This is a genomic window from Paenibacillus sp. 7516 (assembly GCF_002272715.1).
In the GTDB taxonomy this organism is placed as follows: Bacteria; Bacillota; Bacilli; order Paenibacillales; family Paenibacillaceae; genus Paenibacillus; species Paenibacillus illinoisensis_A.
Genome location: NZ_NPBI01000009.1, coordinates 333750 through 359472, shown reverse-complemented (window position 1 = coordinate 359472; position 25723 = coordinate 333750). Strand labels below are relative to the sequence as shown.

The following is a 25723-nucleotide window of genomic DNA, read 5'->3' as shown; positions in this document are numbered from 1 at the left end:
CCTCCACCATTTTAGGGGCATAGTTTAAAGGTAGAACAACGGTCTCCAAAACCGTTGGTGTGGGTTCAATTCCTGCTGCCCCTGCCATTTTATTATGAGCCATTAGCTCAGTTGGTAGAGCACCTGACTTTTAATCAGGGTGTCGAAGGTTCGAGCCCTTCATGGCTCATTGTTTTTGTACGTGTTGGGGGAGTATTCATCCCGCGTGTAACTTCTATAATCATCAAAATGGACCATAGTTATAAGCTATACTGGCGATGGTGCCTGCTGAATATCAAAACCCTTGAGGGATACTCAAGGGTTTTTCGTTTTTTTTCAAACTCTACGGAATACTCTAACAAATTAAAAATTAACTGTTCCCTTAGAAAGTCGCTATTTTAGCGAATTTTTAGTTTATCGGTACAAGGATTTAGACCCAATTACTGAAAATCTAAAAATTAAATGTTAACTCCCTACACTTTAGTTTAGCTAACGAGAAGTACAGAACAAAGATTACAGTAATTATTATTCTTTACTATGTATAATTATGCTATTAAACTAATTGAAGACTTGCATATTAAGTATAATTATTGAAAGGTTGATAAAAATGAATTTGATCTGTGAAACTCAAGTCGTTGCTGACTATTTGAACGTGACTGACGAGGTCAATTATGATCACCCACTGGTTGCTGGACTGGCTTCGGCATTAGCAGCATCATCGGAAGATCAGGTGGATTATATCAAACAGTCGTATTTGTATGTTAGAGATCAAATTGCTCATTCCTGGGATATCCAGAGTTCTAGAGTCACATGTTCTGCTTCAGAGACATTGATGTATAAAGAAGGCATTTGCTATGCCAAAGCAAATCTTCTATGTGCCATATTCCGGAGAGAGGGAATACCATCTGGCTTTTGTTATCAACGACTTACGATCGGGGATACTCCAGATACGGGCTATTGTATCCATGCACTAAATGCTGTCTATATTCATCATTTAGATTCATGGATCCGTTTGGATGCACGAGGGAACAAGCCTGGCATCCAAGCAGAGTTTTCATTGGATAAGGAAAAACTTGCTTTTACTATCCGAAAAGAGTACGACGAAGCAGAGTATATGACGATATTTAAGTCTCCACATGTTAAGACTATTGAAGCTTTAAAAAATAATACGGACTGCATAAATATGTATCTGAACGGGCTGCCTGAACAACTGTGATTATCGATTTACGGGGAAACGTTATGTTAGTTTGCTATAACATGGGACGGTTCCCGGCGGCAGTATATTGAACCATTTTTCATGGAAGCGCGGGGCAATAAGGTACAGTTTAGAACTAAGATCGGCGTGGGGATATATGAATTTTAACGCATATACTAGAAAAACTTTTAGCTGAAGAACAGATCAAAATATTTAATGAATATCTATAAATCTCCCTTCAACTATTTTTGAATGGGAGATTTTATGTTTTGTCAGAACCCTAACTGATTATGTACTCATTGATCTAAAAAGTAACTTTAGGGAAAATATGCTAAAATAGGAATGGTAAATAAAATTAAAATGCCTGTAGCTTAGACGTTTCTGCTTAGATTAGGTTGATTAGGAGGAAAAAGTATTGTTCTCAATAGTGTCAATCTTTGCAATTATATTTAACTTGGTGTTATACGGATTGGGCGTATATGCTCTGATCTTATTTATAAAACTTGCTCAACGTGGAATCCAAGCATTGGATATCTATCTAAGTGAAAAACGCGGGGGACGCTTCTAATTCTCTCATGAATCAACCAACCACAAGATTATCATTTTTCTCTCAGTGTTTTATTTCTACTGGTTTAGTATGATTAACACATCAATTAAGTAAAGAGAGGGCAAATGACAATGGTGGATACTTTTTTAGAACAAATCAACGAGTTGAACGAACTTCAAAAAGACTTGGTCAGCATACATCCTTTATTTGCAGAGCATTATCCTGTGGTTGTTGCATTTGATGCCCTATTATATATGTATGATTACTCGGTAGAGAAAGGGCAGTATGAATGGGTGAAAACTGTTCCGGATGATCTAAATATCCCTGACGAGTGTCTGGCAGCCATGCCAGTGCACCATATGAACGAACGAATGTGTGCAATTGTTACAGACTCAGCCTTTCAAAATTTTGAGCAGAAAGTGTACCTGTTTCACGAGTATGTTCATTGTTATGTCCATGAAAAATATGAGGAGATCGGGAATCGTCTTCCAATTAAACATAGGATGGAGAAGATTAAACGTGTGACATGGGAGCTGGATTACGAATTCCCTTATGAGGATGAGAATGTGGTCCAGCGGATCAATTCACTGTTGATTGCCTTAAAGAGCGGAGATGTAGTCCAGGTACAATCAGCAAGAAAGGCGTTATTCAGCTCTTTAACAGAGGAACAAGGGGAGTACTGGAACTGGCTGGAGTGGAACGAAGGCTATGCGCGATATATCGAGAATCGGATACGAGAAAAATTCGGGCTGGAACTGAATCATGTGGGGGATGCAGCCCCTTATAATCGTCTGGTTTTCTATGAGTGCGGATCGGAGTACATCAGTCTGTTGGTTCGCGAAGAGCCGGCTCTTCATACAGATTTGGAACAGTTGTTTAATACAGTTCTGTTAGAACGAGTTCAGGGATGAACTTGCTTTTTCTCGGCTAAATGCTGTTAAGTAATGATTCTTATCGGTTCTATGAGCAGCAGACTCTTGTGTAAAGGAGAATATTCCATGCCACTGCCTATGGTTCACTTACATGTCGCTGTGCTATTTGCTGATGCCAGTCCAAAACGTGTTGAACGAGGTTCATTCTTTCTTGGGAATATCGCACCGGATTCCATTCATATGCGTGAGGGTACAACGAGGGAGGACAAGGAATACACTCACTTTAACCCCAAGGGTGATGAGAATTATGTCGCACGTTTACAAGAGCTATACTCCGTCTATATTCAACAACGTTCAGATGAGGGCTGGAAGTGGTTTGTACGCGGTTATTTCATGCATGTCATGACGGATTATTACTGGTTCCGGAGTCTGTATCCTGAATTCGTGGAACGAGTAACCAGCACGGATGAAACCAACGATGTGAAACGAACGAAGGATGAACTTGGCCGTTTGTACTATCAGGAGACGGATCAGATTGATTTTAACCTCTACCATTATGCCAGTTGGAGTGGGGAAGTATGGCATATGCTTAAGAGCACGCAGAGTTATGATGTCGAGGGACGTTTAACCGCAGAAGAGATTCTCCGCTGGAGGGATCGTACAATTTCATTTTTTAACGAGCAGGCCAATGAGCCCGGAATCGTGCCAACATACTTGACTGATGATTTGGTACAGGCGTTTGTGACCGATACGGCGCAGCGGTTGATCTTGTTATTCCAATCTTGGGACCCTGAGCTGCAGCATCTGAATGTGAACATGGGAAGCTAGGGAGGGTAGTATCTAATGAAAAAAGGAGCAATCCTCTTATGCTTGTTCGCTGTTTTCCTTGCGAGCTGCACACATACCGATACTTCTGGTTCAGATGAAAATCTTCCCTCGCTCATCACTTTAACCTGTAACCCCGATTACACATTTGAAGCTTGCCAAGATTTTCAGTTCGATGAGCATAGCGAAGTTCGGGTGATCATGAATGCGATAGAAAACGCGGAACTTTTACCCGGAAATCTTAATTATCTAGCACAATACAAGATGAGTATAATAAATACGGATCATTCCGTGACCAAATATGATTTTTCTATAGGTACTGATCCTAAGATGAAGGCCCTGTTGGTAGACGGGATAGACACCACCACGGGATATAGCATATCGCTAGAGGATTCAAATCAACTAAGAGCATTAATTGAGAAGCATACCGATTAATCAGACATCATGAAATGGAGAGACCGTTATATATGGATCAACTTACTATTATTCAACCCTTAAATTCAAAAGATGTGGAAGGTGCCTACCTGGTGTTTGAACGTTCCATCACGCAGGCGTTTAATCAAGAGGGACTGGGTTCGCTTCAAGATGATATTAAGGATGAAATTGAACACAAAAAGTCGCTGCTTCAATCAACATTACATCCGGACAAGTCTAGTGAGGCTACTGATACCGGGTCTTTTTTTCTGTTGGCTAAACGCGGAAATAACGTCGTTGGAACGATTTCGTATGCGCCCTGCGGTGAGGAGATCCGAGTTCTGAGTGAAAATCGACTGAATGATATCGGAGAATTGGGTAGCTTATACATACTGCCGGAAGTTCAAGGTCAGGGACTGGGTTCGATGCTCATTCAGGCGCTCGCAACTGAACTTCAGAAGCGAGGGGTTAAGCAATTTTGCCTGGATAGCGGCTACCGGACCGCGCAGAAGAAGTGGAATCGAAAGTTTGGAGAACCCTACACCGTGGCAAACAACTACTGGGGCGAGGGAACGGACCATATGGTGTGGTTATGCAATGTGAAGGATTTTGCAGCAAATTAGAAGCCCTAATGAGATGACAGCCTGGATTGCACAGGGGTCATCTCTTTTACGAAGTGGGACATTTCATGTTGAGGGGTTATTCTGCTAAGGTATTGTCTTTCTCAGTGTATTCAATCCAATTTACGCAGAAGAGGGGGAAGAACGATTGATTCGAATTGTATTCTTCGATGTAGACGGTACATTGTTGAGCGAAACAGATCGTGGTTTATCATCAGCTACCGCGGATTCCATTCGTGAATTGATACATAAAGGCATACGGGTGGTTCTTGTCACAGGCAGGCCCTACAGTTTGTGTGAGGAGTTCATTGATTTGGGGATCGATACCATTATTTCAGCCAACGGGGCATTGATCAGAATCGGGGATGAGATTATACATAAATCCGTGCTCTCTGGACAGACGGTCCGGGAATTAAGTGAATTTGCCGAGCTAAACAATCACAGCATTTCCTATTTTACAGAGTCGTTTGCGATGAATGGTGTACGTGCCACGGATGTCCGTGTCTTAGGTGCCTTACAGGAAACCCTTGGCGTAGCGCATTCTCCGCAGAAAATGGACTCTTTAGAGCAGGAAGTGGTTTGCATTTGCTTATATGCGGATGAGCCAGAGGCTGAGAAATTTATGGCCAGATTTTCTTCATTGCGCTTTGTGAGATTTCATCCGTATGTGTCCAATGTGCTGGAAGAAAACGAAGTATCTAAATCTGCAGCTGCTGCGAGAGTCCTTGACTATCTCAATCTGACCAGAGAGGAAGCCATGGCCTTCGGTGATGGGGAAAATGATATTGATCTGCTAGAGTTTGTAGGCCTCGGGATCGCAATGGGAAACGGGGGAGAACGTCTTAAACAAAGCGCAGATTACGTTACTCTAAGAGCGAGTGAGGACGGGGTCAGCCATGCATTGAAGAAATTTAAGTTGATATGAGCAAGAAGGATCTAATGTAAAATATATCCTTAATATGGATTTTAATATAAAATGATAGATAAAGAGGTGAGGGAGATCGAAGAATTGATTTTTTTGGTGTGTATCTTGATGATGACAGTCACATTACTTAGCATCGAAGTGAAAACTAAAAAAATAATGCAGGAGCAAGCCCGAATAAATCAAAAGCTGGAGCAATTTCTGGAGAAAGACTCCTAACGAGGAACAGAGCCACGTATTTTAAGGCAAAGCTAAGGGGGCTGAAGTACAATGGACCAGATTAAAGCCATTATTTTTGACTTGGACAATACCATTCTGAACAGGACGCGAACTTTCGAGGGATTTACCCAAACCCTATTGAAGACATACTTCGGCCATTTGGAGACTACCGATAATATCAGCCAACGAATTATTGAACTTGATCAGGACGGTTATAAGGATAAACCGGTTCTATTCAATGAATTGCTGCAGGAGCTGCCTTGGTCCGTGTACCCGCCGCATGCAGAGCTTATGGAGTTCTATAACAAGGAGTATGTAAGAAGCGCGGTGCTGATGGAAGAGGCGCGGGAAGTGGTGCAGCAGCTCCGAAGCAAATATCAAACGGGTTTAATCACCAATGGAAAAACAGATATACAGTATGGCAAAATCGATCAGCTTGGAATTCGGGATGATTTTGACCTGATTATTGTGTCGGAAGAAGCCGGGGTGAAAAAGCCCGATCCGCAGATATTTCGACTAGCACTCGATCATTTCGGTCTGTCTCCCGAGCAGTGCATTTACATAGGAGATCATCCGACGAACGATGTTGAGGGAGCTGCCAATGTAGGCATGAACACCATCTGGATGAAAGTCAACCAGCCTTGGCAGGATAGCATCACGGCCCGTCCTCTGCATTCCATCACGCATCTGCGTGAATTGCTGCCCTTGCTATAAGGGAGGAATAGTTGAAAGAGTGAGGATGTTGGCTGCATCCCCACTTTTTTAGTATTACCAAGCTTAAATCAAGCATTGTCAATCTAACACAGTTCAGGCTGTTATGATTCGAGACTTCGAGCGTCTGCTGCGGTTTTCAATGGCTTCTTCATAGTCCCTGATCAATCCGTCAAAAATATGTTCCCAGGATCGTTGGAGAGCCAGCTTCCTGCCTTCCAGACCCATCCTTTGAAGCTGATCCACGTGATCGCCCCAAAGGCATATCTCACGAATCAAGGCCTCGGGATTGCCCGGCTCAAACAAAACACCACTGCGGTGATGTGCTACCAAATCCTTCACACCTCCAGCATTTGCAGCAAGAACAGGCAGTCCGGAAGCCATGGCTTCCAGCACCACATTTCCAAAGGTCTCTGTGCAGGAAGGAAACACAAACCAATCCGACGAAGCATACATAGCAGCAAGCTCTTCGCCATGCACATAACCGGTAAAGGTCACATTCGGCGGGCATTGCGAACGCATTTTGGGTAGCAGGGGTCCGTCCCCTACAATGAGCCAATGTACACGGGATTGCATGTGTTCAGGCAGGTTCTGAATGACAGACGTGAGCGTAGCGATATCTTTTTCTGGGGCAATTCGTCCAACGTAGAGTAAAATAAGAGGGGCTGTTATATTGTAACGAGTACGAATCGTATCTCTTCGCTTATCTGGTGAATACAGATCGCAGTCAATTCCGCGTGACCAGAGCTTAAGACGCTGAATACCTTGCGACTGGAGTGTGTTTAGCGTTTCCACGGACGGGGTCAGGGTAGCATCGGCGGATCGATGGAACCATTTGATGTACTTCCAATAGAGAGGAATTATGCTTTTTAATCGGTAATATTCGAGGTAGCGATCGAAGTGGGTATGGTAGGAGACCACATGCGGCAGTCGATGCTTGAGTGCATACTTGAGACCGAGAAGTCCCATATTGAAAGGTGTGGCGATGTGCAGCAGATCTGGCTCAAAGGCTTGCAGCTGTTGATGGATGGAGTTCCGGTTAGGTAAGGCGATTCGACATTCCGGATACAGAAAAAAGGGGATATTCGCGACCGCTCGTACCGAAGCGGAGTCGCTGCCATCAATGACAGACATCGGAGTAAACAGCAGATGTTCGATACCTCTGCGATTCATGTGATTACTCAGGCGGTGCAGCGTACCGGCAACACCATTGGTTTCGGGAATGTAGGTGTCGGTAAACAAGGCCAGGCGCATCATTACCCCTCCCATGACTCTTGATGTGAAGATCATAACAATGGATCGTTTTCCGCAGGTCAAATGAAGGTTAACTTCAAGACGTTCTATGTAAATTTGAAGATAGCCTGTCCAGGAGAAATCATGAATGTATTCAATTAAAATAGGTTATACCGCAAATGGGTCTATTGTATATAGGAGGAAATGGATGAATACCTTACAGGAAGAATTACAACAATTATTACCTTTGGATCAGCTTGAAGCCATGTCTGGGGAAGAAGTGGTGGGGAGTGTGGCCATGGATCTATACCGTGCGGAGTTTGCAACCATTCGTGAATGTGGGCCTGAACTTCCACAGATTCTGCGTGACGTGATCCTGATTATTGATCTGGATACCGAGCTGTCCATGAACGGCATGACCGGATTTTTGGAAAATGCAAGCGGAGGATTCCTGCAGGAAACCATAACCGCGATGCAGCGGATCGGGAACGAGGCTGATGCCGAGATCCTGAAGAGTATCCAGCACGAATTATCCGGGAGTGGCGTCACATCCGAGCAACTGAGACAGAATGTGAATGCATTGTCTGAGCACGACGTAGCCACATCGCTGAAAACACATGGGCCGCACATTCATGAAGTTCTGCAGCGGGTAGAATTGCAAGCCGGAAGCTTGAGCATGCAGGAAGATAATGAAGAGGTATTCGATCTTCTGTATCAATATGTGGATAATAACAAAGACAGATTAAGACAGGAAATTGAGCAAATGTTGATGAATTAAATTCAGTTCACGGGGAGAGCTGCCATGATTGTGATGATTAACGGAGCGTTTGGTTCGGGGAAGACATCGGCTGCGCATAAGCTGAACTCACTCATGCCGGACAGTATGATCTTTGATCCGGAAGAAGTCGGTTATATGCTGAGAAACGTGATTGTGGACGATGTGAAGCTGGAACATGAGAAAACGGACGATTTTCAGGATATGGAGCTATGGAAAGTCCTTACCGTTCAAGTCGCCCGAGAAATCAAGCAGAAGTATGGCAAACATCTCATCGTGCCAATGACAATCTACAAATCCGAACCATTTGAGTACATCCATCGTGGCCTGCGAGAGATCGATTCCGAGCTGTTTCACTTTACACTGATGACTTCAATGGACACGTTACACGAGAGATTGCTAAAACGCGGGGATACGCCCGGCGGGTGGACATTCAAACAAGGGGAGAAGTGTGCTGAAGCTTTCCACGGATCTCGATTTGAAGAATATGTGATGACGGACAGCTTGACGACAGGTGATGTGGTGGATCATATATTATCCCGACTGATGGATGAACATACCGTGTATAAGGGGGCCAAATGTTGAGGATCAATAAACGTTTGTGCGTTGAATCATTACTGGTTACACTGTTCATGATTTTGGGCATGATCGGTTGGAAGGTAGTTCAAGGCATGTGGATGACAGCGACTTACGTACCTGATATGTCAGAGAGCTATTCATCTGCTACTAACTTGCAAACCCAGGTTGCTTTTGGGGCTATCGTTCGATGGGATGCCAGCTTGATTCTTCTCTATGGGGCTGGTTTTTATCCTGTTTGCCGCCGCTTATTATGGAATCCGGTCAGGCCTCAGGCAGAGAAAGTAACGTTCTTAGAAGCCGCATTACCTCGTATTTTCTATACACCAAAGGGCAGCTCTGCTCGTCAGGTCATGACGGCGCAGGCTGCCCATTTTGCTACACCAGCATTAGCGAGGCCAGATGACTATTCAGTCGCTTCCTCAAGAATGCCAGCTGCTGCCTTCTGCCCAGATAACACGGCACCTTCCATCGTTGTAAACATGGGCTGTTTGGTATAATCACCAGCAAGATAGAGTCCACGGATTGGAGTCACCTGTTCGGGACGCTTGCGTTCATTGCCTGGGGCGATTCGATAAAAGTTTTCATTCCCTCGGACAATACGATACTCGGTTACGGATGAAACCCCTTCATGAAGTCCGATGGCAGCAAGGCCTCTCCGAGCCCGATGCCAGACTTCCTCATCTGGGAGATCAATCAGCTCATCCGGGTTTACCATAATGATAGAAGCTCTGCCAGGTCGTCCACGAAACGTAGTGCGGGATTGTTCTCCAAACGAACCAACATCAGTACCTGGTCCAAATGTTGTCCGGTCTTCGGGCAGAAGAGGAAGTGCCGATTCGAATTGTACCGTAACATGCGGCATCGCATCCAGGGTCAGGAAAGGTTGGAACCATTCATGCTCACTGAAATGCTCCTCAAGCAATTGCTGGGAACAACGGATATTGGCGGCAACAACGATACGACTCGCTTTAATTCGTTCTCCATCCTTTAATTCCACACCTTCCAAACCGTTCACTCCCACTAACAATCGGGTTACAGGGGCGTTGGTGCGAATTTGCCCTCCTTTTTGCTCAATTGCTGCTGCAAGAGGGGCGCACATCACATCCGTCATGCCCCCGGTGAAGGCGCCAATCCGCATTTTATGAATTCGCGGGATGCCCGGAAGAAAGAGACCGAAGAAGGCGTATGCCGAATATTCCTCAAGAGGCATGAAGAAAATGCCGGAAGATAACGGTTCAACGATGCGCTCCAGAGCCTGCTCATTTACTCCGTGCTGCTTTGCAAAATCAAGTAGCGATATCTCATCCAGTTCCTCAGGCCTGGAGACACAGTCCTTGAACCCCGCAGCCAGAAACGGGACAAGGGAAGCCTTATCGCCAGGTGTAATAAAATCATTGTTGCCTAGTACGCCTGATAATGTTTTAAGTGGAGCATGGATAACGTCCAGTCCGAATTCCCCGTATTCTTCTGCATCAGGATGGCGGACTTGCATGGTTGTTTCCCACGCCAGCATCTGATCCAGATCTATGCCTGCCCGTTCAAGTAATTTTGGCAATTCTTTATAATATCCAATGAATTTATGAAATCCCGATTCCACTTCCATCCCACGCTCGTCCCAATTGCCTGTACGTCCCCCAACATAGGGGGCTGCTTCGAGAATCAGCACGGGCTTTCCCTGATCCACAAGTTCAAAGGCACAGCTTAAACCAGCCAGGCCTGCACCAATGATAATCGTTGGTTCTTCGTTCTTTTCCTGATTTTCACGTTGTGTACTCAATGGAATTCACCTCCTCTGTTTCTATTTAATATACCCATTATTTCCAGCAGACAAGCTGGCTAAGAAGATCCCGTAAGAGGCTATTTATAAATCAAATTAACAAATGCAAGGAAAACAGCCCTCTGACCGCATGAAATGCAGCCTGAGAGCTGTTGATTGATACTACAAGAATTGAATTTATAGATGCTTGGAAATGACTTCTTCAAGACCTTGGGCTACAGAGTGAGCTCCTCGTTCCAAATGTCTGTCATACAGATGTAGGCGTACGAAGCTTTCATCCGTACCCATCGCTTCCGCAAAAATGCCGCCAAGACCACGAGCTCTTCGGTCGATCTGCAGCAGCAATTCCATGGAATCGCCCATCGGATAGAACAGCACTTCGAGTTCATCCAGGTATCCTCTGAACTTGTTTGTAGGTACAAACTCGAACTCCTGTACAAATGGCAGATTGCCGCCAAGTTTTGGAGCATAGTCGTTGGTCACTTCCCGCAGTCGGAAACCAAGGATGTCGATGGCATCCAGCACGGTACGCATTTCCTGAGTGGGCACAACGCGAAGTCTATCCCGATCTGAAGGGTCAACGGCGCTTGAGATATCCAGGCCAGTCTCTACCCAAACCTCTGCGCTATGGAGCGTAATTGGAAGGTTTTCTGGCAGGTCGAACGAGAATTTCTTCTCAAGCTTCGTCCCAGGTTGCAGTGTAAATCCTTCGGTCAGCAAATATTTGGCGACTACGGCTGTTTCCTTTACTTTGCGATCATCATGTTCCCTTATGTAATGCGTGTTGATGGTCAGATAGATCCGGTCCACATTTTGTTCCACATCTCCAGCTTGAATATAGACGGTTCCCGAAAGGACTCCTCCTGGCTCGACCTCTGGTGTATCGAGTTCCGTGTTGACCTTTGCTGCCCCCACACCTACGCTGGCTAACATTTTCTTGAAAAAAGACATCTGCTCAACCTCCAGATCATAATGGTTTATACATGGAAAATAATTCGACTTCGACCTTAATACGGAATGGCTGTGATAGTCGTTTCAAATTTGTTGTGAATGGTTGTTGAGAACGAACAAAGCATTTGCTTAGCCAAAAAAGATAGTGAAAAGACAGGAGAAATGAACTCGGGTTGTCGAATATTGTTTAATTAGGGATTTCCTTCTGGAAGGAGATGTAACGATGGGAATGGACTGGTACGATATGATTGCCCTCCGAAACGGAGGATATAAGGGCAGGTCTACATATACCTGGGAAGGTCAATCGGCGGAGGACATTTTCGAAGAACGGTTGATCCGGTTGCTCTCTCAGCATCAATCCGTGCTCGATGCAGGGTGTGGTGATGGTGATTTTACACTAAAAATGTCCGCACATGCCCGTCATATTACGGGTTTTGACAACTCTAAGGAACTGCTGTATATCGAGTGGTGGCACGATCTTCGGCATACATACAGACGTAAGCAAGGTAAAGGAACGATTGCTGCGCAACCGATACGAGCAGATCGAGATTGAGGAGTTCAATGAGGCGTTCATGATTTTCCCGAACGAACAGGAATTTGCACTCTTTCTCTCCGATGTTCCAGGCAATCCGGATTACACACTGCCCGAGTATCGGGAACAACTGCAAGTAAAAATCCAGGAGCATCACATGAACGGAAGAATTGCTGTGCGAGAGCAAAAATACATCTGGAAGGCTGTAAAAACCGCCACATAACAACAATTTATCAGTTTGAGGTGCAACGATATGAATCGAAACAAAACGATGGAACTGCTGCTTGGGGACGATGTTAGAGCACTTTACGAGCAGATGGACAATGGAGAGAGTAAATATAAAATGATAGCAGATGACGGGAGCTACTACTGTAGAACGGCTGCCTCTCGCGAAGGAGCCTGGCAGAACAGCCATCTTCACCTGCATGTGACCGAGCATTATCTCGTTCAAACTGGCTGGATTGCTTACGCATCATATGAAGGCCAATCCATTTTACACCTTCGGATTGTTACAGAAGGCCATCACATTGTTGTTCATCCGGGGGTTCATCACAATCTGTACATGTCTGCGGGCAGTGTAATACATACCATCAAATACGGGATGAACACCGCAAGTGACTGGACGGCATCTCCCGAATTGGATCGGTTGACACAGTCCTTATCGGAGTATGAAATTTTGCAAAAAGGCAGCTAAGCAGTCAGGGGGATGGACCCATGCGAAAACAAACCATATTTTGGATCACGGGAATCGCTATTGTAGTAGTTGTGGTCCTGTTTACCTACAACAATTTGGTCCCCAGTCTGAAGGAGCGGGATGTCAGCATGAAAGGCACCATTCGGCAGATCGATACGGATGAGTATGAGGTAGATATACAGATCACTCGTACCGAAGAAGACAATGATATTCACATGGTATACCCCGTGCTTTTCGGTTGGGGCAATCTGTCTTTCAGTGAGGAACTGGACGATTCATATTTCAGGCCTTCTTCCGTGGGTATATCAGGCGAATTGGAACAGTTCGTTCATCAAGCATTGCAGGATGAGGGGATTAACACGAGTAATGAAAATGGGATTTTCGCGGGATTCTCCATACCTGATGAAGCAGGTACTTACAGAGTGCGCTTCACGATCTCTCCTTTGAGTGAGAATGTTCATTCACTAAATGATCCCAAGATCTATTATGTTCATCAAGAGAAGGTACTCGGAAAAACTCTAAACTGGGTCAAGAAAGGGCACATGGTGATGATTAAGGAGAATGTGGAGTGAAGTCAATATACCGATCCAATGAGATTACTGTACGAATGTTGGAAAAAGCAGACGAGGTTCATCTGGTTCAGTGGCTGTCTGACCCGGCAGTACTGCAATATTACGAGGGTCGTGATCAGCCGCATGATCTGGAGCGGGTAAGAGAACATTTTTACAGACTGGAGGATGCCACGAATCGTTGCCTGGTTGAGGTGGCCGGTAAGCCTATAGGCTATATTCAATTCTATGAGCTTGAAGAAGATGAACGAAATGAATATGGCTATGGAGATACGGATGAGACGATCTATGGAACAGATCAATTCATAGGCGATGTAGCGTACTGAAATAAAGGTATGGGCACAAAACTTGTGCAATCTATGGTAGCCTATTTAACAGATGAGAAGCTGGCTCAGAAAGTAGTCATGGATCCCCAGACATGGAACGTACGGGCCATCGCTTGTTATGAGAAATGCGGGTTCAGAAAAATCAGGCTGTTGAGGGAACATGAGCTGCACGAGGGCCGGAAGAGAGACTGTTGGTTGATGGAATATGAGAAGGAGGAATGGAGAATGGATTTGCGTTATCCGATAGGCACATTCGAACATACCGGAGAGATTACATCCGCACAGAGGGAGCAGTGGATTCAGGATATTGCCGAGCTTCCAGAACGTGCGAGAGAAGCTGTAAAAGGATTAAGCGAAGAGCAGTTGAGCCTGCCCTACCGGGAAGGTGGATGGATGCTCAAACAGGTTATACACCATATGGCAGACAGTCACATGAACAGCATGATCCGTTTCAAATTGGCTCTCACCGAGGATACACCAACGATAAGACCTTATTATGAAGAGCGGTGGGCAGAGCTAAGTGATTCAAGGGATTTGGATATTGAGTTCTCCCTGCAAATACTGGATGCGCTGCATCGGCGCTGGGTCGCACTGCTTCATACATTATCCGATGAGGATTATGCTAAACAATTCTACCATCCGGGTTCGCAGGGAACGACGAGACTGGATTACAACCTGGGGGTTTACTCCTGGCATGGCAGACACCATGTTGCTCATATCACTTCGCTCAGAAAAAGGCTGGGGATCTAACAGAGAGGTGCAGCTATTGTGAAAGAGCCGAAATGGTTTTATTTAAATGAAATGGAGCAGCCTGAACGAGGAATTGCATTCGTGATTATGGTTACACAGTTTCAGGAGAAATACGTCGTTGTTTACAACAATAAACGCAAAGGATGGGAGTTACCTGGGGGCACTTGTGAACCCGGGGAAACTCCGCTGAACGCTGCAGGCAGGGAGCTCTACGAAGAGACAGGAGCAATAAGGTTCAATCTTGAGCCTTTTGGTATTTACAAAATGAATGGGGACCTTGGTATGGTTTATTATGCCTCTGTTGACGAGTTCAACTCCATGTCTGTAGAGCTTCCGAATCATGAAATTGGAGGGCTGAAATTGGTGGATGCCTTGCCTTTGGGCATGAGCTTTGGAGAAATGTTCTATACTTTTTTGGATCAATGGACAGCGTACCCTTCTAAGGGAACTATCCGGTATGACATGGATTTAACGGGTGATTACTACAATCTAAACGATGTTGTAAGGGAGAGACAAGATGAACATACATATTCGAACGTTGAATGAGGAGGATCCAGCCTTAATCTCTCGGGCCTTTCTGGAACAAGGCTGGGTCAAACCTGTCGAACAGTACATTCACTACCTGGCAGAACAGGAAGAGGGTAAACGCGTCACCCTGATCGCCGAGCTGGATGGAGCATTTGCGGGATACGTCAATGTTCTATGGAACTCACCATACGCATCGTTCAAGGAGCAGGGAATCCCTGAAATCAATGATTTCAATGTGCTGATCCATTATCAGCGTCAAGGCATAGGTTCACGATTAATGGACCGCGCCGAGGAATTGATTCAAGCACGCACGGATACAGCAGGGATTGGGGTAGGCGTATTCACCGATTATGGCAAAGCCCAGATCCTGTATGCACGCCGCGGATATATACCGGATGGCAAGGGAATTCACAAGCATGATCGCTATCTTATGCCAGGGGATAAAACTATAATTGATGGTGACGTCGTACTTTATTTAACGAAGAAATTGAGGACGGTTTAAGCATACGTATATGTTGAACGGGGCAGAAAAAACAGGGCTTAAGCAGAGGTTAATCTCCTGCGATAAGTTCTGTTTTTTTGATCATATTAACTAGGTTTTACCTATAGAAAATTACGAGAAATACAGAGAAATATTGAACATAAATGGTATAATATAGTATGGAGTTTTGAAGCAATAAGATGAGTTGAAAGGGCTATGTACCATGGGTTTTGCATGGATAACTAACGATTAGTTTCATACATAAGAGAGATCAGGCAGGAGCATCTTTTTGGAGATATTGGAGGAGGGATTTTGCGTTGGAGAAGACGATTAAAAATGTACAGGATCTGTATAATATGCTGGATGCAGAGTTTAGGTCAGCGAAGCAATTTTGGGAGCCATTCTATGAAGATCGGGATCGTCCGATTCCCTTTTTCCCTAACAAGCCTGATGAGAATCTGGTTGAGCAAGTGAACTCGGGCTTACTTACGGGCGGAAAAGCAATGGAGCTTGGGTGCGGACCCGGGCGGAATGCACTCTATTTGACACAGGCAGGGTACAGCGTCGATGCGTATGACCTTTCCGAAACAGCGATTGCATGGGCCAAGGAACGAGCTGCCGAAATGCAGTTGGATGTGAACTTTGAATGCCGATCTGTATTTGAACTAAAACCGCAGCAGGCGTATGACCTTGTTTATGATTCCGGCTGCTTGCACCACTTGCTGCCACACCAGCGTATCCCTTACATTCAGATGATTACCAATGCACTCAAGCCTGGGGGTTATTTTGGCATGACGTGTTTTGCTCCCGGTTTTGGAGGGTTGGGCGGACCTGAGACCGTGATGAATGACTGGGAAGTGTATCAAGAGAGATCCATGAAGGGCGGACTGGCTTTTACAGAGGAGAAGCTTCGTTATTTGCTGGAAGATCCGTTTGAATGCGTGGAGCTGCGCCCAATGCAGGCGATGGGTAAGGAAGATCACCGTTTCGGCCTGCCGATCCTGTGGGTGACGTTATGGAGAAAACCACTTTCCCTTTGATCTAACTTCAACTTCCCTGTAAACTGACAACATACTGAGATGGGATTAGTTCATTTGTAATTAATTTATACCAGCCTTAGAAGAACGGAAATGTGGTGAAGGACCCTTGTTTAAAATTATGCTTATTGAAGACGATGAATCCTTATTCAGCGAGATCAAGGAAAGGCTGTCCCAATGGTCTTATGACATATATGGCATACAGGATTTCGGTAAAGTCATGCAGGAGTATAGTGACGTTCAGCCGCAGCTGGTCATCATTGATATACAATTGCCCAAATATGACGGTTTTCACTGGTGCCGGATGATTCGAGCTCACTCGAACGTGCCCATTATCTTTTTGTCCTCACGGGATCATCCTACGGATATGGTCATGTCCATGCACCTGGGAGCGGATGATTTTATCCAGAAGCCCTTTCATTTCGACGTCTTGATCGCGAAAATCCAGGCTACTTTGCGGAGGGTATACAACTACAACACGGAACGCATCGAACTTCGAACCTGGCGAGGGGCTGCGATAGAATATGTGAAAAATACACTTACGCTGGGTTCTGAAGTGGTTCTTTTGACCAAAAACGAGATGTTTATTCTCAAAGTGCTGGTAGAGCACAAAAATCAGATTGTCACCCGTGAGGAAATGATTCGAAGCTTGTGGGATCATGAACACTTTGTAAGTGATAACACGTTGACGGTCAACGTCAATCGGCTTCGCAAGAAGCTCGAGCCACTTGGACTGGATGCGTATATCGAAACCAAAGTGGGACAGGGATATATGGCAACGGAAGAGGCCGAAGCATGATCGGCAAATACATCAGAGAAAAGCTTAGCTGGATCTTGCTGCTGGTAGCCATGCAGCTCATCATTTTGTTTGTTGCCTATATTGATTCTTCCATCCCTCTTCAATCCTTGGCATACGTTGTTATCCTGAATTTGGTGATTTGCATTGTGTTTATCTGGGCGAGATATCCGAGGGAGACACGTTTCTATAAAAAATTAACAACCTGGGACCATACCTATGATCTGGCAGATCTGGATACGGCTGAAAGTCCCTACGAGCTTATCGTGCAGGATGCCGTAACCTCTCAGACCGAGCGCTATCGGAAGGAATCCTCATCTAGTCTAATTCTGCTCGAGCAGGAGAAGGACCAGATGTTATCCTGGATCCATGAGGTGAAGACACCGCTCACGGCGCTGCAGTTAATGATCGAACGTACCCCGGATGAGAAACTGCGGAATCAGATGACGTTCGAGTGGCTGCGAATTCATCAACTGCTCGATCAACAGCTGCATCAGAAGCGAATTCCATTTATGCATAACGATCTGTTTATCGAAGAGACGGAGCTTGAACCAATTTTGAATGTAGAGATTCGAGCCTTGAAATCCTGGTGCATTTCCAAAGGCATCGGTTTCGATGTGTCTCTAGGGGTTACGCGTGTTCTGACCGACAGTAAATGGCTGAGTTTTATGATCAGGCAACTGCTGAGCAATGCGGTGAAATACAGTGAATCTTCGGATATTATCATCGCAAGCTGGGAGCAGGAAGGACATTACGTTCTTTCGATTCAGGATCAAGGACGAGGGATTGAAGCGCAGGATTTACCCCGTATCTTCGATAAAGGCTTCACGTCAACCCGAGGCAGGCTGGAAGGTGCGGCCACCGGAATGGGGCTGTACCTGACCCAGCAGGTGGCCCAAACGCTTCATATGGACATTCACGTCGAGTCTGCTCCCGGCGAAGGCACAACCGTCAAACTAACCTTCCCCCGGAAAAACGACATGGTGCATCTTGCGGGCGTGTGACAACAATGTCACATGCTTTTTCGTTTTGTTCGTTGAATCGCACGATAAGTTGGCAGATCCCGCCTATGATAGAGACATACCAAAGGAGAGTGTGTGGGATATGTGGATACTGGAAGCCAAAAAAATTAGCAAAGTATATGGCAACAAACTGAATAAGCAGGAAGTGCTGAAAGGGATTGATCTCGGGGTTGGCAGAGGAGAATTTGTAGGCATCATGGGACCGTCGGGTTCAGGAAAAACAACATTACTTAATGTGCTCTCTTCGATAGACCGGGTAAGTCAGGGGTCCATTGAGATTGAAGGCAAGGAGTTCACCGGGATGAAGGAGAAGCAGCTTGCTGAATTCCGCAAACATCATCTTGGTTTTATTTTTCAGGAATATAACTTGCTTGATACGCTTACCGTGAAGGAAAATGTGCTGCTGCCGCTTTCCATCACGAGCGTGCCGAAGCAGGAAGCACATCGGAAGTTCGAACAAATTGCCCGTGAACTGGGCATCTATGAACTAAAAGACAAATATCCATCCGAAATTTCGGGTGGTCAGAAACAGCGGACCTCGGCTGCACGAGCCTTTGTTCATGATCCGAGCATCATATTTGCCGATGAGCCGACAGGCGCACTGGACTCCAAATCAGCTTCGGATCTGCTTGGCAAATTAAGCGAAATGAATATCAAGCATCAGGCTACCATTGTGATGGTCACTCACGATCCGGTTGCCGCGAGTTATTGCAGCAGGGTGATTTTCATCCGGGACGGGCAGATCTATACTCAATTGAATAAAGGAGACGAGTCCCGTCAGTCCTTCTTCAACGACATTATCAAAACCCAAGGCGTGTTGGGTGGTGTGCAGCAATGAGCTTGCGTTACATCATCTTCCGCAATCTGAGAAAGAACCTGAAGAGTTATTATTTATATGTATTTGCGCTTATTTTTAGCGTGGCCTTATATTTTTCATTTGTGACGCTGCAGTATGATCCTTCCATGGATGAAGTGGCGGCCTCAACCAAAGGAGCGGCGGCGATTGGTACGTCTTCCGTATTATTGATCGTCATTGTGGGCATTTTCCTGCTCTACGCCAACACCATCTTTATTAAGAGACGGAGTAAGGAGATTGGTTTATTTCAGTTGATTGGGCTGACGAAAGGAAAAATTTTTGGCATTCTGAGTACGGAAAATTTCGTTCTCTATTTTGGCTCCATGGCGGTAGGTGTTCTGATCGGTTTCCTTGGTTCCAAGCTGGTGCTGATGATTTTGTTCAAGATCCTTGGCATTGATGCGATGACGAAACTGTATTTCTCTCCGATGGCCTTGGTCCAGACCATGATTGTGTTTGCGGTGCTGTATTTGCTTATCATGCTGATGAATTATACCTTTATCAAGGCACAGAGTATTCTCTCGCTTTTCCGGGTAACGGCTAAGGCTGAGCAGCAGGTGCAGAAGATGTCTATCGCACAGATCATCATCGGGATCCTGGGTATTGTCCTGATCGTGTTTGGATACGCATTATCCGCAAGGATGTTCAGCGGCCAAGCACTGGATATGCAGCAGCTGATGTATATGATGCTCCTGATCCTGTTTTCGGTCATCCTGGGGACGTATCTGTTCTACAAGGGTTCAGTCAGTTTTATATTTAATCTGATTCGCAAAAGCAAAAACGGCTACCTTTCCATCCATGAAGTCTTGTCGCTATCCTCCATCATGTTCCGCATGAAGTCGAATGCGCTGCTGCTCACGATTATTACGACAGTGTCCGCACTTGCCATCGGCATGCTGTCACTGAGTTACATTTCATACTATTCGGCTGAAGCCCAAGCGAAACAGAGCTTGCCGGAAGATTTCTCTTTTGCTCAGGCAAGTGTAAAAAATCGGTTTGTAGCAGAGCTTGAGGAGAAACAGATTCCATACGAGGAGGAGCACAGACAGCCCATTTATATTGAAATCGATGCCAGCGAAGTAATGGACGATTCATTGAAAGGAGAGCTTCTGTTCAGCAGCGTGGTCAGTGACAGCATGGTCGATGATATGGATCTGAAGCCTGGTGAAGTAATATTTATGGGTTATGGCAATGTTGTTAAACAGATGATCTCCATTCAGGAAAAGGGTTCAATCGTTCTGCATGGCTTGAAGCAAACCTTAGATCAGCAGTTGGTCGGTACAACCAAACAGGGAGTCCTTCCCGTATACTATACGAAGGGTACACCCGTAGCTGTGGTGGATGAAACGGTCTACCAGCAGCTTCAGAAGGATCTTGATCCTTCATTGCAAGAAGGCGAGCCGACGGATTATTATGGTGTGCGTATTGTGAACGAGAAACAAGCAGAAGAGGCTTATAGCGTTTTCCAAGAACAACAGCTTACGACCCCAAGCTTCTCCCAGATCGAGTTCAAAAATAACCAGCGCACCAATATGGGGCTGATCATGTTCATTGTCGGTTTCCTTGGTTTGACCTTCCTGATTACCTCGGGGTGCATCCTGTACTTCAAACAAATGAATGAAAGTGAAGAGGAGAAGCCGAGTTACACCATCCTGCGCAAACTTGGATTCACACAGGGCAATCTGTTGAATGGCATTCAACTGAAGCAGGTCTTTAATTTCGGAATTCCGCTGGTGGTGGGATTGAGTCATAGCTATTTTGCGGTGAAATCCGGGTGGTTCTTCTTCGGTACGGAACTGGTGACACCAACGGTCATTGTCATGATTCTGTACACATTGCTGTATTCAATCTTTGGATTGTTATCGGTGTGGTACTACAAGCGGGTCATTAAGGAAGCGTTGTAGATCGGAATATATGATATGGTAAAATAAAACGTAAAAAGGTCAGGCTGCATCTCTCGCAGCCTGGCCTTTTAGTCATCACAATGGATGATTTACTTCACCTGTTTCCAGCAGTTGCTGTAATCCATCAAACATTAGGTTCCAGCCCTGTTCTGAACTTGTTATATATTCACGTTCTGCCTTTTCAATGTCGCTTGCTGTCCAGTCCTCTTCATGGGGAACAATCATCTCTTGAATGAAGGTCATTTCGGAACCTTGTCCAGTTGCTGCGATGTTAACCTTGATCAGGTCCTTTGTATCGCTGAATTGAGGCATGGCAAAGGTGAAAACAAGTGTATTGGGCCGTCTGATATCTAAATATTCACCGATGGCTCTATAATCCTTGCCTTGACGATGATCAACGATCTCCCAGCTTCCACCAACCTGAGGGTCATTATGGGTTACTTTATTCGTTATTTCCGTGGTAAAAAGCCACTTCTTCATGATATTCGAATCAAGCCAGGCATCAAATACCTGTTCTGAAGATGCAACGAATTGGCGTTTTATCGTTAATGTTACTGCGGATGTCCTACCCATAATATATCCTCCTTTGATAAATGAAATGGAGCTGTAGCTACAGGTTAAGTATACTGGCAAGTTAGTTCCCTTTTAAAGTTCAAACGGATATCAACTAAAATATTTTCTCTGGAAAAAACAGGGGATAATTAATTCTGGGCGAAATCATTAGAGGTAAGAGTACTTTCGGATGATCTTATCATGGAAGGGGCAGGTATGATGAATTGGGCTAATCGAATCACGCTCGCTAGGATGGCTTTGATTCCGTTATTTATGCTGTGCTTTGTTCCGTTATCGCCTTCAATTCTGGGCTCGCAGCAGATCAGTATGGCAAACTCAAAATGGTGCTGCAGGTTGCTGCAATCATAGCAATATTGCTGGGCAATTATCCGTTTCACCTGCTGACGGATATCCGGGTGGACATGGCTGACTGTGGGTGGCAGCAGGCATTACACTCTTATCCGGGATGAATTACATACGGGCGAACTATAAGATGCTTCAATTATGAAAATAAATTAGGGAAATACGGTTTACCTGTCAGATGAGGAGGTTGAGAGCACTGATTGAAGCTAAAATTTTGCTAGTCAAACCAGGTTCATTAATAGAGGAGGAAACGGGGGGAGATAACTGGCTGATTGCAGTGACAAAACAGCCGGAGGTTCAGTATGCCGATGTAAATGATCGTAATCAGATAAATCGATTGATGAGGAGTAGAAAGTTTGGTCTTGACGCTCTTCAGATGGCTATTCATGTATTTGATGATCGCGGACAACCTTTAATCGGATATGAAGTCCCAAGTGGCTTGAATATTTGGCACGATTATCTGAAAGCGATTCGTATTGTGATGGAGCAGGGGAAAGTCTGTGCGAGTTACGGCATTGATCCGCTCTTGCTTGAAATGGAGCAGTATACAAATGGACAAATAAGGTTTGCTATACGTTTGGAGCTGGTTCCCCACCATATACTCACACAGTTCACCATACATGCCCGGACGTTTCTACTTGAAATTTTGAGATCTATTGAATTCCTATGGATCAAGATGCTGCGTGAGAACCCTATACCAAGTGGGCTCGATATATCCAGACCGAAAGATGACGGTGAAGAACTATTTATAGAAATTGATGCTTTGCGTAAATGGGTATCGGAGTTACCCAAATAGTATACATCACAAAAAGGAGCCTGCATGAAAAATGCAGGCTCCTTTTTTCTATAACACGACAGCAATCAAAAAAGTATAGGGCCTTAGCAGCGTTCCCGAGTATACTTGTAGTAGTAGTTGAAACCACATGATACATATCGGAAAATGGCACAAATGTGCTGATTCAGGAGGATTTTAATGCACCAAGAGCATACCGTGGGTCTAGAGGAAAACTGGATTCAATTCATGATATTAAAAACCAAACTGGAACTGCCTCCCTTGCCTCCAAATACGCTGGATCGTCCAAGGCTCAGTTCAATCAGAGAACAATTATACAAGTTTAAAGTCACGCTGCTTACTGCTCCGGCGGGCTCCGGGAAATCCACATTGTTAGGCAGCTGGGTGCAGCACGAGCAAGCAGCCTGTGTTTGCCTGGATGACAAAGATCAGGACCCGCTTCAATTTTGGTTGTATATTATTCATGCGCTCGATCGGGTTAAACCGGATTTCTGCCGTGAAATCCTGGCGCATTTTTTGCGAGGCTACAGCATGGATCCGCGATCAGCACTGGTGTTGTTAATGAATCACCTTGCCTTGGCAGAGAGTCCAGTTTTACTTATTTTGGATGATTACCATGCTGTAACCCAAGCAGAGATTCATGAACAAATGGAGTATTTTGTTGAAAATATGCCTCCGTCCGTTCATCTCGTATTATCGAGTCGGACATCTCCGCCGTTGAAACTGGAGAAGCTGAAGCTTCGTGGTGAACTTAGGCAGGTTATGCTTCAGGATCTGGCGTTCACCGCCGAAGAAGGAGTAGAGTTCTGTCAGGATGGCCTGAAGCTCAACGTTACCCGTTCTCATGTCCATGAGTGGGTGCAGCAGACAGAAGGGTGGGTGGCCGGGCTTAAGCTGCTGGCTCTGTCCTATACCGATAGCACAGAACAAGTAAGATCGCGCAGTGCCAATCGACTGGCTCTAACTTCTCAGGATGATCAGCATCACTATGGTGATCGGTCAGTTTCCGAATATTTGCTGGAGGAAGTGTTTCATCGGCAATCTCCGGAAATGCAGCATTTCTTGCTCAGCACCTCTGTCGTACAGCGGATGAATGGAGATCTATGCAGAGCACTGACCGATATAGGGGAAGCCCCGCAATTGCTTAGGCATTTGGAGAAGGAGCACCTGTTTCTAATTACAATGGATCGGGGAGCGTATTGGTTCCGTTATCATCATATGTTCTCATCCTTTCTGCGGCGTGAGCTTGCTCGTTCCGGAACGGAACAGGTGAACGCACTTCATGCGAAGGCAGCACGGTGGTACGAACAGCATGGATATGCAGCTGAAGCACTGGATCATTATATTCACGGACAGCATATGCAGGATGCGGCACGGCTGCTGGAGGAATTATTTGCACATTTTATTATGGGTGAATGGTGGACACTTCGAAGGTACTTCGATGTTCTGCCACAGGAGGTAGTGAAGGCACGTCCCAAATTGTATATGTCCTATTTATTCCTTGTTGCTCGTGAACGGCCGTATGGTGAGATGGTGAAAGAGCTTGATGGACTGGAGCACATGATTCAGGCGCATTTACAGGACCAATTGCCACCTGAGATTAGTAGTTATTTGCTCCAGGTGGTTTGTGTGATGAGGGCTTATATGGCTTATCTAAACAGGAATTTACAAGGGCTGTCTGACCATCTGATCTCCTATATCGATCAAGGTTATCCGGATGATATAGCGTTTCAGTATATGGATTATGACCGGAGGGAAAGCATGCGTCTGCGCAGCTTCCACGGTGTGAACGGTTCCCTGCAACAAGGCGAACAATGCTTCGGTACAATCACGAATCGTTGGTTTACAGAGAGTTCTTATGTGACCTCCTATTATGGTACTGGCTATGCTGAAATAAAGCTGGAGCAAAATCGTTTGTCCGAGGCGATTTATTATGCGGATCGTGCTCTTGAAATTGCACTCCAGATCAAAGTCGCTGCACTTCTAGTACCTGCCTACGTTCTTAAAGCAAGAATAGAAATGGCACTACACAGACCGAATGAAGGGGTGAAGCTGCTGCAGCAGCTCTGCGTTCTGTTATCTGTCAAGGATCTGGAATACTGGCAGCCGATCATTCAGGCACATCAATACCGATTGCAACTCGAGATTCAACCTATTGAAACAGCACAGCTCCTGGTTGATGACTCCATTATCGAAATTGTGAACCCTGAGATCAGCTGTGATCAGGTATTCAGCTCGCTTGTACGTGTGCGGGCTAAACTCCTGTTAGGGGATGATGAAGAGTCCCTGAATGAGCTGAAACGCATACGTACGCTTGCTGAAGGACGGAACTGGTTAACGGAACAAGTCGAATGCGGACTGCTTGAGGCTCAGATTTTTCAACGCCAAGGGCGTCAGGAGGAGTGTATGGCTCCGCTTTTGCGCGCTATAGCGATTGGCAGTTCCGAGGGCTACATTCGTTCTTTTATTAACGAAGGGGAACCCGTCAAAAGCCTTTTGCAGCACTACCTGCATTTGCGTCGTACGCATTCCATACCAGACTCGGGCATTAAACTGGTCTATGTAAAGGAGCTGCTATCATCATTTGCAAAAGAAAATCGGGATGGCATTCCCTCCGTACGACTTAGTCCCATGGAGCAAAGAGTATTTGGATACATTGCTGAGGGGTTAACCAGCAAACAAATCGCAGCTGAGTTTGGGATTTCAGCAGGAACGGTTAATACGCATATCAGGCGGGTGTTTGCGAAGCTAGGCGCGAGTAGTCGTGCGCATGCCGTACAGATTGCCGAGCAGCAGGGCTGGCTGTGAATGTACAGCAAGCTGTCTATCATTTTGTAGACTATTTTCTCATGGAAGTCTCTCCTACAATAAAGACAATTAATAACTTTGCTGTTTAAGAAG

At 45.4% G+C, this 25723-nt stretch carries 29 protein-coding genes, 2 tRNA genes and 1 pseudogene; 28 read left to right on the top strand and 4 right to left on the bottom strand.

Annotated elements, in window-relative coordinates; genetic code table 11:
- The first annotated feature begins 13 nt into the window (after window positions 1-13).
- From CHI14_RS10790 to CHI14_RS10750, 9 genes are all read left to right on the top strand, one after another.
- A tRNA-Trp gene (locus CHI14_RS10790) sits at window positions 14-87 on the top strand.
- A 9-nt stretch (window positions 88-96) separates the two neighbouring features.
- A tRNA-Lys gene (locus tag CHI14_RS10785) sits at window positions 97-169 on the top strand.
- 417 nt (window positions 170-586) lie between these two features.
- Entirely contained in the window at window positions 587-1195 is a 609-nt protein-coding gene (locus CHI14_RS10780; RefSeq protein ID WP_095288424.1) for a transglutaminase-like domain-containing protein, read from the top strand.
- Between the two features lie 690 nt (window positions 1196-1885).
- Entirely contained in the window at window positions 1886-2632 is a 747-nt protein-coding gene (locus tag CHI14_RS10775; RefSeq protein ID WP_170948085.1) for a hypothetical protein, read from the top strand.
- 87 nt (window positions 2633-2719) lie between these two features.
- On the top strand, window positions 2720-3421 hold the full coding sequence (locus tag CHI14_RS10770; protein ID WP_095288422.1) for a hypothetical protein: 702 nt from the start codon (window positions 2720-2722) through the stop codon (window positions 3419-3421).
- A gap of 15 nt (window positions 3422-3436) precedes the next feature.
- Window positions 3437-3853, top strand: a complete 417-nt coding sequence (locus CHI14_RS10765) for a YhfM domain-containing protein (RefSeq protein WP_095288421.1) — start codon at window positions 3437-3439, stop codon at window positions 3851-3853.
- 32 nt (window positions 3854-3885) lie between these two features.
- Window positions 3886-4455, top strand: coding sequence for a GNAT family N-acetyltransferase (locus CHI14_RS10760; RefSeq protein ID WP_095288420.1), 570 nt, complete (start codon window positions 3886-3888; stop codon window positions 4453-4455).
- 145 nt (window positions 4456-4600) lie between these two features.
- Window positions 4601-5377, top strand: coding sequence for a Cof-type HAD-IIB family hydrolase (locus CHI14_RS10755; RefSeq protein WP_095288419.1), 777 nt, complete (start codon window positions 4601-4603; stop codon window positions 5375-5377).
- Window positions 5378-5644: 267 nt separating this feature from the next.
- Window positions 5645-6307: an HAD family hydrolase gene (locus CHI14_RS10750; protein WP_095288418.1), complete on the top strand. Its 663-nt coding sequence runs from the start codon at window positions 5645-5647 to the stop codon at window positions 6305-6307.
- A gap of 93 nt (window positions 6308-6400) precedes the next feature.
- Here the strand turns inward: CHI14_RS10750 and CHI14_RS10745 are convergent, their stop codons facing one another.
- Window positions 6401-7558: a glycosyltransferase family 4 protein gene (locus tag CHI14_RS10745; RefSeq protein ID WP_095288417.1), complete on the bottom strand. Its 1158-nt coding sequence runs from the start codon at window positions 7556-7558 to the stop codon at window positions 6401-6403.
- Between the two features lie 187 nt (window positions 7559-7745).
- On the opposite strand from CHI14_RS10745, the gene CHI14_RS10740 reads away from it, so the two are divergent.
- Genes CHI14_RS10740 through CHI14_RS29690 form a run of 3 tightly spaced genes read left to right on the top strand, consistent with a single transcriptional unit; the run spans window position 7746 to window position 9388 of the window.
- Window positions 7746-8315, top strand: coding sequence for a DMP19 family protein (locus tag CHI14_RS10740; protein ID WP_095288416.1), 570 nt, complete (start codon window positions 7746-7748; stop codon window positions 8313-8315).
- 24 nt (window positions 8316-8339) lie between these two features.
- Window positions 8340-8897 (top strand): AAA family ATPase, encoded by a 558-nt coding sequence (locus CHI14_RS10735; protein ID WP_095288415.1) that lies wholly within the window; start codon window positions 8340-8342, stop codon window positions 8895-8897.
- A complete protein-coding gene (locus CHI14_RS29690) occupies window positions 8891-9388 on the top strand; it encodes a hypothetical protein (protein WP_141236657.1) in 498 nt (165 codons plus the stop codon). The genes CHI14_RS10735 and CHI14_RS29690 overlap by 7 nt, the downstream gene beginning before the upstream one ends.
- On the opposite strand, the gene CHI14_RS10730 is transcribed toward CHI14_RS29690, so the two are convergent.
- Window positions 9295-10668, bottom strand: coding sequence for a hydroxysqualene dehydroxylase (locus tag CHI14_RS10730; protein WP_249281061.1), 1374 nt, complete (start codon window positions 10666-10668; stop codon window positions 9295-9297). The two genes, CHI14_RS29690 and CHI14_RS10730, sit on opposite strands and share 94 nt — an antisense overlap.
- A gap of 177 nt (window positions 10669-10845) precedes the next feature.
- Complete coding sequence (locus CHI14_RS10725) at window positions 10846-11619, bottom strand: sporulation protein (protein WP_095288414.1); 774 nt, start codon at window positions 11617-11619, stop codon at window positions 10846-10848.
- 223 nt (window positions 11620-11842) lie between these two features.
- Here CHI14_RS10725 and CHI14_RS30440 point away from each other — a divergent pair, with 223 nt between their 5' ends.
- From CHI14_RS30440 to CHI14_RS10665, 13 genes and pseudogenes are all read left to right on the top strand, one after another.
- Window positions 11843-12172: a class I SAM-dependent methyltransferase gene (locus tag CHI14_RS30440; protein WP_249281060.1), complete on the top strand. Its 330-nt coding sequence runs from the start codon at window positions 11843-11845 to the stop codon at window positions 12170-12172.
- Window positions 12138-12374 (top strand): hypothetical protein, encoded by a 237-nt coding sequence (locus CHI14_RS30435; protein ID WP_249281059.1) that lies wholly within the window; start codon window positions 12138-12140, stop codon window positions 12372-12374. The genes CHI14_RS30440 and CHI14_RS30435 overlap by 35 nt, the downstream gene beginning before the upstream one ends.
- Window positions 12375-12404: 30 nt before the next feature.
- A complete protein-coding gene (locus tag CHI14_RS10715; protein WP_095288413.1) occupies window positions 12405-12845 on the top strand; it encodes a hypothetical protein in 441 nt (146 codons plus the stop codon).
- A 20-nt stretch (window positions 12846-12865) separates the two neighbouring features.
- Window positions 12866-13417 carry a hypothetical protein gene (locus CHI14_RS10710; protein ID WP_095288412.1) on the top strand — a complete coding sequence of 184 codons (552 nt, stop codon included), beginning with the start codon at window positions 12866-12868 and terminating at the stop codon, window positions 13415-13417.
- A gap of 35 nt (window positions 13418-13452) precedes the next feature.
- Window positions 13453-13875: pseudogene (locus tag CHI14_RS10705) on the top strand (GNAT family N-acetyltransferase); the annotation flags it as partial.
- A 90-nt stretch (window positions 13876-13965) separates the two neighbouring features.
- Complete coding sequence (locus CHI14_RS10700) at window positions 13966-14490, top strand: YfiT family bacillithiol transferase (RefSeq protein WP_095288446.1); 525 nt, start codon at window positions 13966-13968, stop codon at window positions 14488-14490.
- A gap of 18 nt (window positions 14491-14508) precedes the next feature.
- Window positions 14509-15036 carry an NUDIX domain-containing protein gene (locus CHI14_RS10695; protein WP_095288411.1) on the top strand — a complete coding sequence of 176 codons (528 nt, stop codon included), beginning with the start codon at window positions 14509-14511 and terminating at the stop codon, window positions 15034-15036.
- Complete coding sequence (locus tag CHI14_RS10690; RefSeq protein WP_095288410.1) at window positions 15008-15520, top strand: GNAT family N-acetyltransferase; 513 nt, start codon at window positions 15008-15010, stop codon at window positions 15518-15520. The genes CHI14_RS10695 and CHI14_RS10690 overlap by 29 nt, the downstream gene beginning before the upstream one ends.
- A gap of 296 nt (window positions 15521-15816) precedes the next feature.
- On the top strand, window positions 15817-16539 hold the full coding sequence (locus CHI14_RS10685; protein WP_095288409.1) for a class I SAM-dependent methyltransferase: 723 nt from the start codon (window positions 15817-15819) through the stop codon (window positions 16537-16539).
- A 106-nt stretch (window positions 16540-16645) separates the two neighbouring features.
- Window positions 16646-17335: a response regulator transcription factor gene (locus CHI14_RS10680; protein WP_095288408.1), complete on the top strand. Its 690-nt coding sequence runs from the start codon at window positions 16646-16648 to the stop codon at window positions 17333-17335.
- On the top strand, window positions 17332-18336 hold the full coding sequence (locus tag CHI14_RS10675; protein WP_095288407.1) for a sensor histidine kinase: 1005 nt from the start codon (window positions 17332-17334) through the stop codon (window positions 18334-18336). Before CHI14_RS10680 ends, CHI14_RS10675 begins: the two co-directional genes overlap by 4 nt.
- A 100-nt stretch (window positions 18337-18436) precedes the next feature.
- Window positions 18437-19192, top strand: a complete 756-nt coding sequence (locus CHI14_RS10670; protein WP_095288406.1) for an ABC transporter ATP-binding protein — start codon at window positions 18437-18439, stop codon at window positions 19190-19192.
- Complete coding sequence (locus tag CHI14_RS10665; protein WP_095288405.1) at window positions 19189-21114, top strand: FtsX-like permease family protein; 1926 nt, start codon at window positions 19189-19191, stop codon at window positions 21112-21114. The genes CHI14_RS10670 and CHI14_RS10665 overlap by 4 nt, the downstream gene beginning before the upstream one ends.
- Before the next feature lie 75 nt (window positions 21115-21189).
- Here the strand turns inward: CHI14_RS10665 and CHI14_RS10660 are convergent, their stop codons facing one another.
- Window positions 21190-21687 (bottom strand): SRPBCC family protein, encoded by a 498-nt coding sequence (locus tag CHI14_RS10660; protein WP_095288404.1) that lies wholly within the window; start codon window positions 21685-21687, stop codon window positions 21190-21192.
- A gap of 257 nt (window positions 21688-21944) precedes the next feature.
- Here CHI14_RS10660 and CHI14_RS10655 point away from each other — a divergent pair, with 257 nt between their 5' ends.
- From CHI14_RS10655 to CHI14_RS10645, 3 genes are all read left to right on the top strand, one after another.
- Window positions 21945-22136 (top strand): hypothetical protein, encoded by a 192-nt coding sequence (locus tag CHI14_RS10655; RefSeq protein ID WP_095288403.1) that lies wholly within the window; start codon window positions 21945-21947, stop codon window positions 22134-22136.
- 80 nt (window positions 22137-22216) lie between these two features.
- The gene (locus CHI14_RS10650) at window positions 22217-22825 is read left to right on the top strand and encodes a hypothetical protein (protein ID WP_095288402.1); all 609 of its coding nucleotides are present in this window, start codon (window positions 22217-22219) and stop codon (window positions 22823-22825) included.
- Window positions 22826-23002: 177 nt separating this feature from the next.
- The gene (locus CHI14_RS10645; protein WP_095288401.1) at window positions 23003-25630 is read left to right on the top strand and encodes a winged helix-turn-helix domain-containing protein; all 2628 of its coding nucleotides are present in this window, start codon (window positions 23003-23005) and stop codon (window positions 25628-25630) included.
- Window positions 25631-25723: the final 93 nt, after the last annotated feature.

Bases quoted from the DNA above. Each gene is read 5' to 3' on its own strand.
- CHI14_RS10770 (WP_095288422.1), top strand. From the start codon at position 2,720: ATGCCACTGCCTATGGTTCACTTACATGTCGCTGTGCTATTTGCTGAT.
- CHI14_RS10780 (WP_095288424.1), top strand. From the start codon at position 587: ATGAATTTGATCTGTGAAACTCAAGTCGTTGCTGACTATTTGAACGTG.
- CHI14_RS10660 (WP_095288404.1), bottom strand. From the start codon at position 21,687: ATGGGTAGGACATCCGCAGTAACATTAACGATAAAACGCCAATTCGTT.
- CHI14_RS10665 (WP_095288405.1), top strand. From the start codon at position 19,189: ATGAGCTTGCGTTACATCATCTTCCGCAATCTGAGAAAGAACCTGAAG.
- CHI14_RS10750 (WP_095288418.1), top strand. From the start codon at position 5,645: ATGGACCAGATTAAAGCCATTATTTTTGACTTGGACAATACCATTCTG.
- CHI14_RS10745 (WP_095288417.1), bottom strand. From the start codon at position 7,558: ATGCGCCTGGCCTTGTTTACCGACACCTACATTCCCGAAACCAATGGT.
- CHI14_RS10670 (WP_095288406.1), top strand. From the start codon at position 18,437: ATGTGGATACTGGAAGCCAAAAAAATTAGCAAAGTATATGGCAACAAA.
- CHI14_RS10675 (WP_095288407.1), top strand. From the start codon at position 17,332: ATGATCGGCAAATACATCAGAGAAAAGCTTAGCTGGATCTTGCTGCTG.
- CHI14_RS10765 (WP_095288421.1), top strand. From the start codon at position 3,437: ATGAAAAAAGGAGCAATCCTCTTATGCTTGTTCGCTGTTTTCCTTGCG.
- CHI14_RS10760 (WP_095288420.1), top strand. From the start codon at position 3,886: ATGGATCAACTTACTATTATTCAACCCTTAAATTCAAAAGATGTGGAA.
- CHI14_RS10715 (WP_095288413.1), top strand. From the start codon at position 12,405: ATGAATCGAAACAAAACGATGGAACTGCTGCTTGGGGACGATGTTAGA.
- CHI14_RS10690 (WP_095288410.1), top strand. From the start codon at position 15,008: ATGAACATACATATTCGAACGTTGAATGAGGAGGATCCAGCCTTAATC.
- CHI14_RS30440 (WP_249281060.1), top strand. From the start codon at position 11,843: ATGGGAATGGACTGGTACGATATGATTGCCCTCCGAAACGGAGGATAT.
- CHI14_RS10700 (WP_095288446.1), top strand. From the start codon at position 13,966: ATGGATTTGCGTTATCCGATAGGCACATTCGAACATACCGGAGAGATT.
- CHI14_RS10645 (WP_095288401.1), top strand. From the start codon at position 23,003: ATGCACCAAGAGCATACCGTGGGTCTAGAGGAAAACTGGATTCAATTC.
- CHI14_RS10740 (WP_095288416.1), top strand. From the start codon at position 7,746: ATGAATACCTTACAGGAAGAATTACAACAATTATTACCTTTGGATCAG.
- CHI14_RS29690 (WP_141236657.1), top strand. From the start codon at position 8,891: ATGTTGAGGATCAATAAACGTTTGTGCGTTGAATCATTACTGGTTACA.
- CHI14_RS10710 (WP_095288412.1), top strand. From the start codon at position 12,866: ATGCGAAAACAAACCATATTTTGGATCACGGGAATCGCTATTGTAGTA.
- CHI14_RS10725 (WP_095288414.1), bottom strand. From the start codon at position 11,619: ATGTCTTTTTTCAAGAAAATGTTAGCCAGCGTAGGTGTGGGGGCAGCA.
- CHI14_RS10735 (WP_095288415.1), top strand. From the start codon at position 8,340: ATGATTGTGATGATTAACGGAGCGTTTGGTTCGGGGAAGACATCGGCT.